12 protein-coding genes are annotated in these 12,798 nt (G+C 51.5%); 6 read left to right on the top strand and 6 right to left on the bottom strand.

From position 1 onward, the window contains the following. Positions 1-25: 25 nt before the first annotated feature. Both KDX31_11860 and KDX31_11855 read right to left on the bottom strand, forming a co-directional pair. On the bottom strand, positions 26-1,378 hold the full coding sequence (locus tag KDX31_11860; GenBank protein ID UTW02054.1) for a sodium:alanine symporter family protein: 1,353 nt from the start codon (positions 1,376-1,378) through the stop codon (positions 26-28). 302 nt (positions 1,379-1,680) lie between these two features. Next, complete coding sequence (locus KDX31_11855) at positions 1,681-3,003, bottom strand: D-serine ammonia-lyase (GenBank protein ID UTW02053.1); 1,323 nt, start codon at positions 3,001-3,003, stop codon at positions 1,681-1,683. Positions 3,004-3,141: 138 nt separating this feature from the next. Between KDX31_11855 and KDX31_11850 the strand changes: the two genes are divergently transcribed. Continuing rightward, positions 3,142-4,047, top strand: a complete 906-nt coding sequence (locus tag KDX31_11850) for a LysR family transcriptional regulator (GenBank protein UTW02052.1) — start codon at positions 3,142-3,144, stop codon at positions 4,045-4,047. A 24-nt stretch (positions 4,048-4,071) separates the two neighbouring features. On the opposite strand, the gene KDX31_11845 is transcribed toward KDX31_11850, so the two are convergent. After that, positions 4,072-4,569 (bottom strand): Lrp/AsnC ligand binding domain-containing protein, encoded by a 498-nt coding sequence (locus KDX31_11845; GenBank protein ID UTW02051.1) that lies wholly within the window; start codon positions 4,567-4,569, stop codon positions 4,072-4,074. A gap of 173 nt (positions 4,570-4,742) precedes the next feature. On the opposite strand from KDX31_11845, the gene KDX31_11840 reads away from it, so the two are divergent. From KDX31_11840 to KDX31_11820, 5 genes are all read left to right on the top strand, one after another. Further along, positions 4,743-6,002: a D-amino acid dehydrogenase gene (locus tag KDX31_11840; protein UTW02050.1), complete on the top strand. Its 1,260-nt coding sequence runs from the start codon at positions 4,743-4,745 to the stop codon at positions 6,000-6,002. 205 nt (positions 6,003-6,207) lie between these two features. Beyond that, complete coding sequence (locus tag KDX31_11835; GenBank protein ID UTW02049.1) at positions 6,208-6,594, top strand: RidA family protein; 387 nt, start codon at positions 6,208-6,210, stop codon at positions 6,592-6,594. 74 nt (positions 6,595-6,668) lie between these two features. After that, positions 6,669-7,751 (top strand): alanine racemase, encoded by a 1,083-nt coding sequence (gene alr / locus KDX31_11830; GenBank protein ID UTW02048.1) that lies wholly within the window; start codon positions 6,669-6,671, stop codon positions 7,749-7,751. A 139-nt stretch (positions 7,752-7,890) separates the two neighbouring features. Then, positions 7,891-8,178 carry a DUF4188 domain-containing protein gene (locus tag KDX31_11825; GenBank protein ID UTW02047.1) on the top strand — a complete coding sequence of 96 codons (288 nt, stop codon included), beginning with the start codon at positions 7,891-7,893 and terminating at the stop codon, positions 8,176-8,178. A 27-nt stretch (positions 8,179-8,205) separates the two neighbouring features. Continuing rightward, positions 8,206-9,090, top strand: coding sequence for a TraB/GumN family protein (locus tag KDX31_11820; protein ID UTW02046.1), 885 nt, complete (start codon positions 8,206-8,208; stop codon positions 9,088-9,090). Positions 9,091-9,106: 16 nt separating this feature from the next. Here the strand turns inward: KDX31_11820 and KDX31_11815 are convergent, their stop codons facing one another. The 3 genes from KDX31_11815 to gcvT form a co-directional block, all read right to left on the bottom strand. Continuing rightward, positions 9,107-10,051, bottom strand: coding sequence for a homoserine kinase (locus KDX31_11815; GenBank protein ID UTW02045.1), 945 nt, complete (start codon positions 10,049-10,051; stop codon positions 9,107-9,109). Positions 10,052-10,120: 69 nt separating this feature from the next. Next, positions 10,121-11,056 (bottom strand): lipoyl synthase, encoded by a 936-nt coding sequence (gene lipA, locus KDX31_11810; protein UTW02044.1) that lies wholly within the window; start codon positions 11,054-11,056, stop codon positions 10,121-10,123. Between the two features lie 152 nt (positions 11,057-11,208). Then, a complete protein-coding gene (gene gcvT / locus KDX31_11805) occupies positions 11,209-12,324 on the bottom strand; it encodes a glycine cleavage system aminomethyltransferase GcvT (GenBank protein UTW02043.1) in 1,116 nt (371 codons plus the stop codon). Positions 12,325-12,798 lie beyond the last annotated feature (474 nt).

The following is a 12,798-nucleotide window of genomic DNA, read 5'->3' as shown; positions in this document are numbered from 1 at the left end:
CCTCCTTTCAACAGACGGTGTAACGTTATTTATTAGCAGCGAAGTATTCGCGGGTCAGTCTGAAGACAACCGGGCTCAGCAATGCCAGGGCGATCAGGTTGGGGATCGCCATCATCGCATTGAGGGTATCGGCCAGCAGCCAGATGAAATCAAGGCTGACACCGGCACCGATTGGTACGGCGATAATCCATAGTACCCGATAGGGAACAATCGCTTTGACGCCGAACAGGAACTCAACGCATCGCTCACCATAGAATGACCAGCCAATGATGGTGGTAAAGGCGAAAATCGCCAGCGCGATGGCGACCAGATAGTTACCGATACCCGGCAGTGAGTGTGAAAACGCCGCCGACGTCAGCGCGGCACCCGAGACACCCGAGGTCCACTCACCGGAAGTGATGATCACAAGCCCGGTAATTGAACAGATGACAATGGTGTCGATAAAGGTACCCAGCATCGCTACCATGCCCTGGCGTACAGGATCTTTCGTCTGGGCTGCTGCATGTGCTATCGGCGCAGAGCCTAGGCCTGCTTCATTTGAGAAGATACCCCGGGCAACACCGAAGCGGATCGCCATCCAGATAGCAGCACCGGCAAAGCCGCCTTCAGCCGCACTTTCCGTGAAAGCATAAGTGAAAATCAGATTCAGCGCGGCTGGGATTGCATCAGCGTTGATTGCCAGAACCACGAGGCCTGCTGTCAGATATGCGATCGCCATTAGTGGCACCAGAGCGCCCGCGACACTACCGATACGTTTGATGCCGCCGATCAGAACAGCGCCGACCAGAATCATCAGGATTGCACCGGTTGCCCAGACATTCAGCCCGAAGTTGGAATGGATAACATCGGCAACCGAGTTTGACTGAACGGTGTTGCCAATACCGAAAGCAGCAACAGCTCCGAAGATGGCGAACGCGGTGCCCAGCCAGGCCCAGTTTTTGCCCAGGCCGTTCTTGATGTAATACATCGGACCGCCGACATGGTTGCCCTCTTCATCAACCTCCCGATACTTAACTGCCAGCACCGCTTCTGCGTATTTGGTGGCCATACCCACAAGTGCGGTACACCACATCCAGAACAGCGCACCGGGGCCGCCGAGAAAAACGGCTGTCGCAACACCGGCAATATTACCGGTGCCGACGGTTGCTGACAGTGCTGTCATCAGTGCCTGATAAGGAGGGATTTCACCCTCTTTGGCCTCTTCCCCTTTCGCTGAGCGGCCGCTCCAGAGCAGCTTAAAACCGGTCCCCAGTCTGAGAATCGGCATCAGTTTCAGACCCAGCATCAGAAACAGACCGACACCGAGGATCAGCACCAGCATCATGGGCCCCCAGACGATACCGTTAATCGCCTGGATTACTGACGTGATAGCTTCCATATAAACTCCTTAATTATTGTATTTTTCCCTTCCGGCAGGCTTTTGACCTGTGTGTCCGGCGGGGAACGTTGCCGTTTATGACGGTCGTTTTTGATGAATCCCGGATACATAATCAGGACTGATATGTCCATGTGTCAGATATCCGGTTTTCTGGAATTCTGGCCCTAAGCCACTGTTTGTTATAAGCGTAAAATCAGCAGACGTATTTGCCGGGATAGCTTTTCCGACTAAAGACGCTCTGATCAGGTTTCTGACTCTGGCCCCAGTTACCGGCTCAGCTGAGCCGGTAACAGGGGCTGGTTTTACCGTGCCGAGAGTTGACTGCCGCGCTGTTGAAATTTCTGCATCTCTTCTGCCGGTACAAACAGGCCGCCGGTGGTCCACAGCAGGTGAGTGGCGTTGTGCATTAAGGGTTCCAGCCGCTGTTGTTGCTGATACGCTTTGCCCGGTTCTGTTCCGGTTAGCCAGACGGGCCCTGACAATCCTGCAGCGGCTGAGGGTTCTACCTCAATACCTTCACTCTGGCAGAGCCGGAAGAGGTTTCTGAACAGCTCCTCATCGGTGACGGTAAAAATGCCGCTCAGCATGTTTTCTATGACTGAGCAGACCCAGCCGGATGCCATGCTAACGGCCAGGCCATCAGCTTCTGTGTCCACCCTGAGTCCGACCTGATAAACCGATTCCGGATGTTGCTTATCGTCAGCCTGCATGCCGATCAGTACGCAGGGCGCCTGAACCGGTTCGGCAAAGAAACAGTGCACATGGGCACCGAAAATCTGTTTCAGACCAAAGTTAATGCCGCCGGGTGCGCCACCGACCCCGCAGGGTATATAAACAAAAAGGGGGTGTTCTGCATCTACAGGAATCTGCTGTTCAATCAGCTGCTGTTGCAGACGCAGGGCGGCAACGGCGTAGCCAAGAAACAGTCGGGGAGAGTTTTCATCATCAACAAAGTAGCTGACGGGGTCGGCGTTGGAGGCGGCCCGGCCCGCAGCAACGGCTGCACTGTAATCATCGCTGTGCTCGACAACGGTAACACCCCGGTCACGCAATCGTTGTTTTTTCCACTGCTTGGCTTCGACCGACATGTGTACGACCGACCTGAAGCCCAGAGCCGCGCTGATGATGCCGATACTCAGACCAAGATTTCCGGTGCTGCTGACCGCTATCTCATGACGGTTGAAAAGTGCCTGAGCATCTTCACTGAGTAGTTTGAGGTAATTATCGTCGTAGCTACTGATGATGCCATGTTCCAGTGCCAGCTGTTCTGCATGGCAGAGTACTTCATGAATGCCACCCCGCGCTTTGATCGATCCGGCAACAGGCAGGGCGTGATCACCCTTTATCATTAGTTTGCCTGATAAATCGGGATAGTGCAGTTGTTGCAGGTTGTTCGCTGACAGGAGTTCTGACTCGATCAGTCCATTGCTGCTGATGAGTTCTGGAAACAGCTGTTGTAGCAGAGCGGCGCAACGCCGCAGACGCTGGTCTGCCTGATGAATGTCGGTAAGAGAGAGCTCACTGCTTTGAAGAGCTTTGTCAGCCTTGAATTCAGGGTTCAGCCAGAGTGTTGGTTTGCCGGCACGGAGAGTCTGTCCCAGTGGTGTATCAATTATATGACCCATAGATCGCTCTGCATTTTGTTATGTTTGTATAGCGCAGTGGGTGTATTCTGTGATCTTAAGTCGGGCTAAACAAACGATCATTTCTATTGTATGGTTTAGTTTGACTAAACCAAATAAGCAAAGGTAAAAACGGAACCTATGCATACTAATAGTCAGATTCTCGCGGCCATGAGAACGTTTGAAGCAGCGGCACGGTTGCACAGTTTCAGTCAGGCAGCCAATGAGTTGTCGATTACCCCCGGGGCGGTTAGCCAGCAGATCAAAAACCTCGAAAGCCAGATAGGGGTTATCCTTTTTACCCGCAAGATTCGTCAGGTGGAGCTGACTGCTGAAGGGCTGCAGTTTTATGAGACCGTCAGGCCGGCGTTGGTGAGTATTGAAAACTGTCTCAGTCGTATCAAACGATCCGGTCTGGAAGGCAATGTCAGGTTACGTTCGATTCCTTCATTCGTATTTAAGTGGCTGATCCCGCGTCTGGGCGGTTTCCAGAAGCGCTATCCTGATATTCGTATCGAGACGATAGCAGAGGGAAGCCTGCTTGATTTGAAAAACCGGGACTTTGATATCGCGATTGATTATGGCCTGGGAAGCTATCCCGGCCTTAGTTGTTCACTGATGATGAATGAGAATCTGTTTCCGGTTGTCAGTCCTGAGTACTTCAGTGATATCGACTGGAGTAAACCGGGGGCGCTAAACCGGGTGCCTCTGTTGCATGACACTGCGCCCTGGGCGGATGCCGAACCCGATGCAGAGTGGCGTTACTGGCTCAGCGTCAGCGGCATGGATGAGATTGAAACTGGCCGGGGGCACTACTTTAATCGCGGTGATATGGCGATTAAGGCTGCCGAATCCGGGCTGGGCGTGGCAATTGCCCGGGAGTCGTTGCTCACGGATGAGATCATTCGTGGGCGCTTATTTGCACCCTACGCAAAGCAGAAGTGTCGCTGCCGTTACTATATTGTATATGCTCATGGCGCCCTGAATAACCCAAGGATTAAGGCTGTCCATGACTGGCTTATTGAGATTGGCAGTCAGCCTGGCTGAGCTTAATGGTCGTAAACTTAATATTTAGCCCCGTGGGCTACTCGGGTTAATTGGCAGGCTGAGAGTTTCTTTGACTTCCTCCATGACAATATAACTCTTGGAGTTTTTCACACCGGGCAGGGTCAGCAGCATCTCTCCCAATAACGCCCGGTATTCGGACATATCGGCGATACGCGCTTTAATCAGAAAGTCAGCATCTCCTGAAACCAGGTGACATTCCAGTACATAGGGCAGGGACGCTACCGCTTTATTAAACTTAAGGAAGGCATCCGGTGACTGATAGGAGAGTGAGATCTCGACAAACACCAGCATGCCATAACCCATCGCCTGAGGATCAATGCGGGCATAGTACCCCTGAATCAAACCATCCTTTTCCAGCCGTTTGACCCGCTCCATGCACGGTGTCGTACTGAGGCCAACGATGTCCGCCAGGTCGACATAGCTGATGCGGCCGTTTTCCTGCAGGGTTTTCAGGATATTCAGATCAATTTTATCCAGCTTGCGTTTTTGTTTTGTATTCATAGGGTTACTTCGTCCGTAATATCCAGGGGAGGTAAAATTTATAATTAGCCCTGTTTTGTGGGGTAATCTTTTTGAAATTAGTTTAAATACAAAAAAATAATCTGTCAAAGATGCAATACACTAGCTAAATCATTTGTTGATGATAAGTATAAAAAACGGATAGGTATCTTTTAATGAAGATTTTGATTTTGGGTAGTGGCGTTATCGGTGTAACCAGCGCCTGGTATCTGGCTAAACAAGGCCATCAGGTTACCATCATTGATCGCCAGAGCGCTCCGGCTATGGAGACCAGTTTTGCAAATGCCGGTCAGATCTCGCCAGGTTATTCTGCACCCTGGGCCGCCCCGGGAGTTCCGTTAAAAGCAATTAAGTGGATGATGCAGGATCTAGCACCCTTGATGATCAACCCTAAAGTGAATGCAAATACACTGAAGTGGATGACCAAGATGCTGTCTAACTGCACCCAGACCTCATACCATACCAACAAAGCGCGCATGATGCGTCTTGCTGAGTATAGTCGTGATTGTTTCAAAGATCTTCGTTCTGAAATCGAAATTGACTATGAAGGCCGTACCGGAGGCACGCTGCAGCTGTTCCGTACCCAGAAACAGGTGGATGCTGCGGCTAAAGATATCTCTGTACTTCAAGAGTGCGGTGTTAGTTATGAGGTGCTGGACCGTGACGGTTGTGTGTCCCGTGAACCCGCGCTGGGCTTTGTTAAAGATAAAATCGTTGGTGGTCTGCGTCTGCCGGGCGATGAGACCGGTGACTGTTTCAAATTCACTAATGCCCTGGCGGACGAGTGTAAAAAGCTGGGGGTCGAGTTTAAGTTTGATATCGAGATCGAAGGGCTGCTCAGCGATGACACCCAGATTGTGGGTGTTAAAACCAAACAGGGCACATTCACGGCTGATCGTTATCTGATGTGTCTGGGTAGCTACAGTACCCTGCTGCTGGCTAATGTCGGGGTTGCGGTACCGGTCTATCCGATTAAGGGGTACTCACTGACGCTGCCGATCGTTGATGAAACTAAAGCGCCGGTGTCTACCGTGATGGATGAAACCTATAAAGTCGCCGTGACCCGTTTTGAAGACCGTATCCGTGTCGGAGGGACTGCTGAGATCACTTCCTACGATATCTCTCTACAGGAGAAACGCCGTAAGAATGTTGAGTTTACCGTCGGTGATCTGTTCCCCGGTGGTGGCGATATTGAAAAGGCTGAATTCTGGACCGGCCTGCGGCCGATGACGCCGGACGGTACTCCGGTTCTGGGGGGCACCCGCTATCCGAACCTGTATCTGAATACCGGTCATGGCACGCTGGGCTGGACCATGTCTCTGGGGTCAGGCAAGTTTGTTGCTGACGTTATCAGCGGCAATAAAACGGATATTGATCCAGAAGGACTTTCTGTCACCCGTTATGGTCAAAAGTAAGCCATAAGGTTATTTGAGCACAGAGGTTTACGCACCTGTAAACACCTTGTTATGCCTCTGTGCTCGGTTTTTTTTACAGGCTATAATTTGCAGCGCCTTGCGCTGGAGAGTGAACCTGCCTGATCAGCATTGTCCGTAGGGCAGAGTCGGCTCACGGTCAACGCTCATACACTATTTTAAGTATTTAATACTGGGGATTTAAAGCATGCCAACTAAGACTATCATTGCCACTGAAAATGCACCTTCTGCTATCGGTACATATTCACAGGCTGTCAAAGTAGATAACACTGTATATATGTCTGGCCAGATCCCACTGGTGCCGGCCACCATGGAGATGGTAACCGAGTCGTTTGAAGCTCAGGCGGTTCAGGTGTTTGATAACCTGAAAGCGGTTGCTGAAGCAGCGGGCGGTTCTATGAATGATCTGGTTAAAGTGAACATTCTTCTGACAGATCTGGCTAACTTTGCCACTGTGAATGAAGTCATGGCGCGTTATTTCGATCAGCCTTACCCAGCCCGTGCTGCCTATGCGGTAAAAGCACTGCCTAAAGATGCGGATATCGAAGTTGAAGCCGTGATGGTGGTTGGCTAATACACGTTGTTTGATGTTTATGCCTGTGTTTTGCAGGCATTTGTAAAAGAGTGAGAGCTTAAGGTAAGAGTTAGATGAGTCGAGCAGCAAAAATAACGGTTGATCTGGATGCTATCCGGCATAACTACCGATTGGCACGTTCCCTTAATACAGCAGGTAATGCTGCTGCAATCATCAAGGCTAATGCATACGGCCATAACGCCGTTAAGGTTGCCAGAGCGCTGGAAGCTGAAGCTGATGCATTTGGTGTTGCCTGTATTGAAGAGGGTGTCGAGTTGATTGAAGCCGGTATTAAAAAACCTGTTTTGTTGCTCGAGGGTTTCTTTGAGGTCAGTGAGCTGCCGTATATCAGTGAGCATGGTATGTGGTGTGCAGTGCACAGTCTGTATCAGATTGAGCAGATAGCCGAAGCGACACTGAGTAAGCCGGTGACTGTCTGGCTGAAAATGAATTCCGGTATGAATCGCTTAGGTATTCATCCGGATGATTATCAGGCTGCGTTTCAGCGCCTTAAGCAGCTGGATAATGTATCAGATGTCGTTTTGATGACTCACTTTGCCAGCTCTGATGAGCTGGACAAAATCACGACTGAGGAACAACTGGCCGTATTTAACCGGGCCAGCGAAGGGCTGGATGCGCCACACTGCCTGGCCAATTCTGCCGCTGTGCTGGCCTGGCAGGATGCCCGCCGTGACTGGATGCGTCCGGGACTGATGCTGTATGGAGCAACACCGTTCCCTGAAGCTCAGGAACAGGCTGATAAACTGCTTCCGGCGATGACGCTGACCTCCGAAGTCATTGCGATACGCGATGTGCAGCCGGGTGAATGCGTCGGCTATGGTGGTCACTTTGTTGCTGATAGACCTTCCCGCGTGGGGACGGTTGCGCTGGGGTATGCTGATGGTTATCCGCGCCATGCCGTTACCGGTACCCCGGTATGGATAAATGGTCAACGCGCACGGATTATCGGCCGGGTATCGATGGATATGCTGGGCGTTGATCTGACGGATATTCCGGACGCAGGGATCGGTACCGAGGTCGAGTTCTGGGGGCGTAATGTAACGGCTGCAGAGGTCGCTACCTATTGCGATACAATCCCTTACACGTTGTTCACCGGCATCACTCGTCGGGTGCATAAGCATTATATAAACGAATAATGCAGTCTTGATCAGACACTATTAAAAACCGGCCCTGTGCCGGTTTTTTTGTTTTTATCTGTTCAGGCGGCGGTAATTTCTGTTGAGAGATGATATACAGAGTCACAGCGTTATAGCGGTTAATTCAGGGAATACTGATATGTATGCGGTAATTTTCAGGGCAGAGATCGCCCGGTTAGATGAAGAGTACGGCCAGATGGCTGCCAGAATGCGTGAGCTGGCGATACAGGAATATGGTTGCCTCGAGTTTACCTCCGTCACCGAGGGGAATAGCGAGATAGCGGTCTCATACTGGAGCAGTAAAGAGCAGATTAGCGCCTGGAAACAGAATGCCGAACACCTGGTCGCGCAGCAAAAAGGGCGTTCGCAGTGGTATGCCTCATATCGGGTTCAGGTTGTCGAAGTAGTGCGGGAATACAGCGCATAATATTGCACATATAAGGAGCGGTTTGGTATGGGGTTCACACAAGGTATATTCAGGACGCTAGCGCTGATTAGCTTATCCGTTGTCACGTTGACGGCAGCGGCCGATAGCAGCGTCTGGAAGGTCAGTTCAGGCGATAATCTGCTCTATGTTGGCGGAACACTGCATGTTTTACGGCAGAAAGACTACCCGCTGCCTGTTGAATTTGACCGGGCTTATCAGGCTGCAGACACTTTGATTTTTGAAACGGATATTGCGCAGCTGCATAGACCCGCAGTGATGCAGAAAATGCAGCAGGCCATGAGGTATCCTGAGGGGATCAGCGGGCTGGATAAGCGGGTTTCAGCTGCACTTTATCAGCGTATCGTGAAGGTCTGGAGCCAGTATGGTTTACCGGTTGAGGCCCTCAGTGGGCTGCGTCCATCGGGTATCGTCATTACCCTGACATTGCTTAATCTGCGGCAGATAGGCGTGGATGCTCAGGGTATTGATGACTTTTACCATAGCCGGGCTACCGCAGAGGGTAAACCGGTGGCCGGGCTGGAATCGGTGGATCAGCAGATCCGCTTGCTGGCGGGTATGGGGGCGGGTGATGAAGAAAAGTTTATGCGGATGTCACTGGACGAGCTGGAAGAGTCGGGCAGGGTGATCAATGAGATGGTTGATGCCTGGCGCCGGGGTAGCCTTGTCGACCTTGAACGTCTGGTGATTGACGATATGCGTCGTGAGTCGCCAGCTGCATTTCGCGTTTTAATGGTCGATCGTAACCAGAAGTGGTTGCCCCAGATAGAGACTATGTTACACAGCCGGCCAGTGGAGTTTGTGCTGGTGGGCAGTGCTCACCTGGCCGGGAAAGAGGGGCTGATACATCAGTTACAGCAACGGGGCTACCGGGTTGAGCCAGTGCAGAACTGATGGGTCATTTTACGCATTAGCTTGCGGCATCCAGCTGTTGGTTCTCGCACAGCAGTTTTAACAGTTGCAGCTTGCCTTGCGGATCTTTACGGGTGACAACCTCACCCTCCTTGCGAAAGTGGATATCCCGCAGCCGGGACAACCAGAAGCGCATCGCCGCAACCTGTAGCATTTTACTGAAACTTCTCTGTTCATCGCTATTCAGCGGACGAACAGACTGGTAACTGTCGAGTATCAGCAGCGCTTTGTTGAAGTCGTACTCTGAGCTGCGCTCGTCAAAACACCAGGCGTTCAGGGTGACACACAGGTCATACAGGTAGGGGGCCGAGCAGGCATGATAAAAATCTATCAGTCCACAGAGTGTGTCGCCTTCAAACAAGGCGTTGTCCGGAAACAGGTCTGCATGAACAGGGCCGCCCGGCAGGTCGCTCCAGAGGATTTGTCCGGCATCCATCAGGTTGTGCTGCAGGGTCTGCTGATCATCGGCTGACAGGTGAGGCATCAGTCTGGCCCCCAGATCTGAACACCACTGATAGATATCTACCGTCTGTTGGTTTTCGAGTTGTGCCGAGAACTGGTGCATCTGCGCCAGCGTCAGCCCTATAATACTCGCCTGCTGATCATTGGGGTTTTGCAGCGGGCTACCCGAGAGTCGTGACATCAGGACCGCAGGACGGTCGTTCAGTTGTCCATACAGGCTGTTGTCTTGCAAATGGATCGGTCTGGCACAGGCGACACCCTGCTGTGTCAGGTGCTCGATATAATCAAGAATAAAGGGTAGCTGCTCATGGCTGACTGACTCCACCAGTGTCAGGACAAACTCTCCGTCCGTGGTGGTAACAAAATAGTTCGTATTTTCTACACCGGCTTCAATGCCCTGAAAATCGATTAGCTCGCCTACACTGTATTGCTGCAGGTAGCGTTCAAGTTGATCCCGGGTGACTGGTGTGTAGACAGACATTGTCAGTTCCTTTACTCGTTGGGTTGTCAGAGACAACCCGGTTTATCAGTGTTCAGTTTAAGGGGTGGGCTACAGAGCCCTGGCCTGAATATCCGCATGATAGGAGGAGCGTACCATTGGACCGCTGGCGACATTTTTAAAGCCCAACTGGTAGCCAATCTCTTCATACTCTTTAAACTCTTCCGGAGTGACATAGCGCTCCACGGCCAGATGATGTTTAGTGGGTTGCAGGTACTGGCCTATGGTAATCATATCGACATCGTTGGCTCTCAGATCCCGCATCACTTTAATGACTTCTTCTTGTGTTTCACCGAGACCGACCATGATGCCGGACTTGGTATCCACCTGCGGGTGCAGCTTTTTAAATTGGTAGAGCAGGCTGAGAGACCAGAAATAATCAGCACCAGGCCGTACTTTACTGTACAGCGAAGGGACTGTTTCGAGGTTATGATTCAGTACATCCGGTAACTGTGCGGACAGTTTTTCAAGTGCAACTTCCATGCGGCCACGGAAATCCGGTACCAGTATTTCCACCTTCAGTGCTTCATTCAGCGCCCGGGCTTCTCTGACACATTCGGCAAAATGACCCGCGCCACCATCTTTTAGGTCATCCCGGTCCACCGATGTAATGACCACGTAGCGCAACCCCAGCTGGGCGATATTGCGGGCAACATTTTTGGGTTCATCCGGGTCCAGTGCCATTGGTCGTCCATGGGCGACATCACAGAACGGACAGCGTCGGGTGCAGATCGCCCCCATGATCATAAGGGTCGCTGTTTTGTTGCTGAAGCACTCAGCCAGGTTGGGGCAGGAGGCTTCTTCGCATACGGTATGCAGGTTCAGTTCACGCAGCTGCTGTTTAACCTTTTTAACATTGGCATTGGAACGGGCATCAATACGGATCCAGTCCGGTTTGCGTAGTCGTTCCCGCGTCGGGTCAGGTTTTTCCCGCAGGCGAGACATTTTTGATTCGCCTTTCAGTTGTTTTAAAGGGATCTTCTCCATCGGGGGAGGCCTCCGCTGCGTCTGAATCTTCACTGTTTTATGTTTAAACCGGTAACGGATACGCCCGCCTGTTGTGCTGAGCGGGCGTATCTGTCATCGGGGCAAATTCAATTGATCTGTTAAACTGGTTTTACGGGCATAACAGGTTCAGATCAGCCGCGATAGTAACGCTGTTCGATAAAGGGGGTTTTTGATACCACCATCGGTAACTGCTTACCGCGAACCAGAGCATATATTTCTGTTTCCAGTGCTGCATACTCAGAAGCGACATGTCCCATCGCAATTGGAACACCCAGCGTCGGGCCAAAGCTGCCGCTGGTCACTTCACCGATCCTGACGCCATCGGTGTTAACCAGTTCTGCACCTTCGCGGATTGGGGCTTTACCCAGCGCAATCAGGCCTACCCGCTTGCGGGTGACATTTTTGTTGGCGATCTGATCAAAAATCTTCTCGGCGCCGGGGAAACCGCCTGCCCGCTCGCCATCGGCACGACGACATTTACTGATCGCCCAGATCAGGCTGCCCTCTATCGGGGTGGTGTTCTGATCAAGGTCATGACCGTAGAGGCACAGGCCGGATTCCAGACGTAACGAGTCGCGGGCTCCCAGACCGATAAGTTCAACTTCCGGTTGTGCAATAAACAGACGGCAGAGGCGTTCAGCCTGATCGGCCGGAATGGAGATCTCATAGCCATCTTCGCCGGTATAGCCGGAGCGACTGATGAAGCATTCAACACCATCAATGCTGATGTGGCGGGAATCCATAAAGACCATTTCACCGGCCTCAGGACAGATACGCGTAAGGGCCTGAGCGGCTTCGGGGCCCTGCAGCGCAACCAGCGCACGATCGTCCAGTACTTCCAGTTCTACACCTTCGCCCAGATTCGCCTGCATATGTGCAATGTCCTGTGCTTTACAGGCGGCATTCACCACGACGTACAGATGATCGCCGTAGTTGGTGACCATGAGGTCATCCATAATACCGCCATGGGGATTAGTGAACAGTGCATAGCGTTGTTTGCCTACTGGCAGATCGATGATGTCGACCGGAACCAGCTTTTCCAGTTCAGCTGCGGCATTTGCACCGCTCAGTTTCACCTGTCCCATGTGGGAAACATCAAACAGACCCGCATGTTCGCGGGTGTGGATATGTTCTTTTTTAACGCCCATCGGGTACTGAACAGGCATTTCAAAGCCTGCAAAGGGGACCATTTTGCCACCCAGCTCCAGATGCAGGTCGTACAGCGGTGTTTTGTTCAGTTCGGACATGGAGGTCTCCAGCGTTTATGTTCGGGTTTCGTCAGTACTGTTTATCCGGGACGATTAGTTGAGCCAGATAAACAGAGAATAAATGTAGTTTTAAAGGGAAAAGTTTCCAATAGGAAACAAAGTTAAACGATCAGGAAATGTATTGCAATAGTAAAGTTGCGTAGAGGGAACAGAGAGTGTCGTATGCAGGCTAATAACAGCAGTCCCAGACGTTGCTGCGCACTTTGTTGGTGGTTAGTAGATAGGTAGGGAAAAGCCTGAATATCGGAAATGGGAAGAGACTGAAACTAGTGGTTTTTTACAGGTAGCCTTTGGACCTTGCTGCGCAGCATGCTAATGGCTAGCAGAGCGGATGTAGGAGGGGCTTCCAGCAGCGAGGGTTTTAAACAATCGATCGTCTCTGGAGGAAACTCCTATATACAACAAAACCGCCTGACGGCGGTTTTTATGGTTTTACTTTTCTGACTAGCCACT

It is taken from the genome of Amphritea atlantica (genome assembly GCA_024397875.1).
GTDB classification, from domain to species: Bacteria; Pseudomonadota; Gammaproteobacteria; order Pseudomonadales; family Balneatricaceae; genus Amphritea; species Amphritea atlantica_B.
Note: the sequence above shows the minus strand (reverse complement) of the source record. Positions and strands in the feature narration are given on the sequence as shown.

Coding starts and splice junctions, on each gene's coding strand:
- KDX31_11850 (UTW02052.1), top strand. CDS start 3,142: ATGCATACTAATAGTCAGATTCTCGCGGCCATGAGAACGTTTGAAGCA.
- KDX31_11860 (UTW02054.1), bottom strand. CDS start 1,378: ATGGAAGCTATCACGTCAGTAATCCAGGCGATTAACGGTATCGTCTGG.
- KDX31_11840 (UTW02050.1), top strand. CDS start 4,743: ATGAAGATTTTGATTTTGGGTAGTGGCGTTATCGGTGTAACCAGCGCC.
- KDX31_11855 (UTW02053.1), bottom strand. CDS start 3,003: ATGGGTCATATAATTGATACACCACTGGGACAGACTCTCCGTGCCGGC.
- KDX31_11815 (UTW02045.1), bottom strand. CDS start 10,051: ATGTCTGTCTACACACCAGTCACCCGGGATCAACTTGAACGCTACCTG.
- alr (UTW02048.1), top strand. CDS start 6,669: ATGAGTCGAGCAGCAAAAATAACGGTTGATCTGGATGCTATCCGGCAT.
- KDX31_11825 (UTW02047.1), top strand. CDS start 7,891: ATGTATGCGGTAATTTTCAGGGCAGAGATCGCCCGGTTAGATGAAGAG.
- gcvT (UTW02043.1), bottom strand. CDS start 12,324: ATGTCCGAACTGAACAAAACACCGCTGTACGACCTGCATCTGGAGCTG.
- KDX31_11820 (UTW02046.1), top strand. CDS start 8,206: ATGGGGTTCACACAAGGTATATTCAGGACGCTAGCGCTGATTAGCTTA.
- KDX31_11845 (UTW02051.1), bottom strand. CDS start 4,569: ATGAATACAAAACAAAAACGCAAGCTGGATAAAATTGATCTGAATATC.
- lipA (UTW02044.1), bottom strand. CDS start 11,056: ATGGAGAAGATCCCTTTAAAACAACTGAAAGGCGAATCAAAAATGTCT.
- KDX31_11835 (UTW02049.1), top strand. CDS start 6,208: ATGCCAACTAAGACTATCATTGCCACTGAAAATGCACCTTCTGCTATC.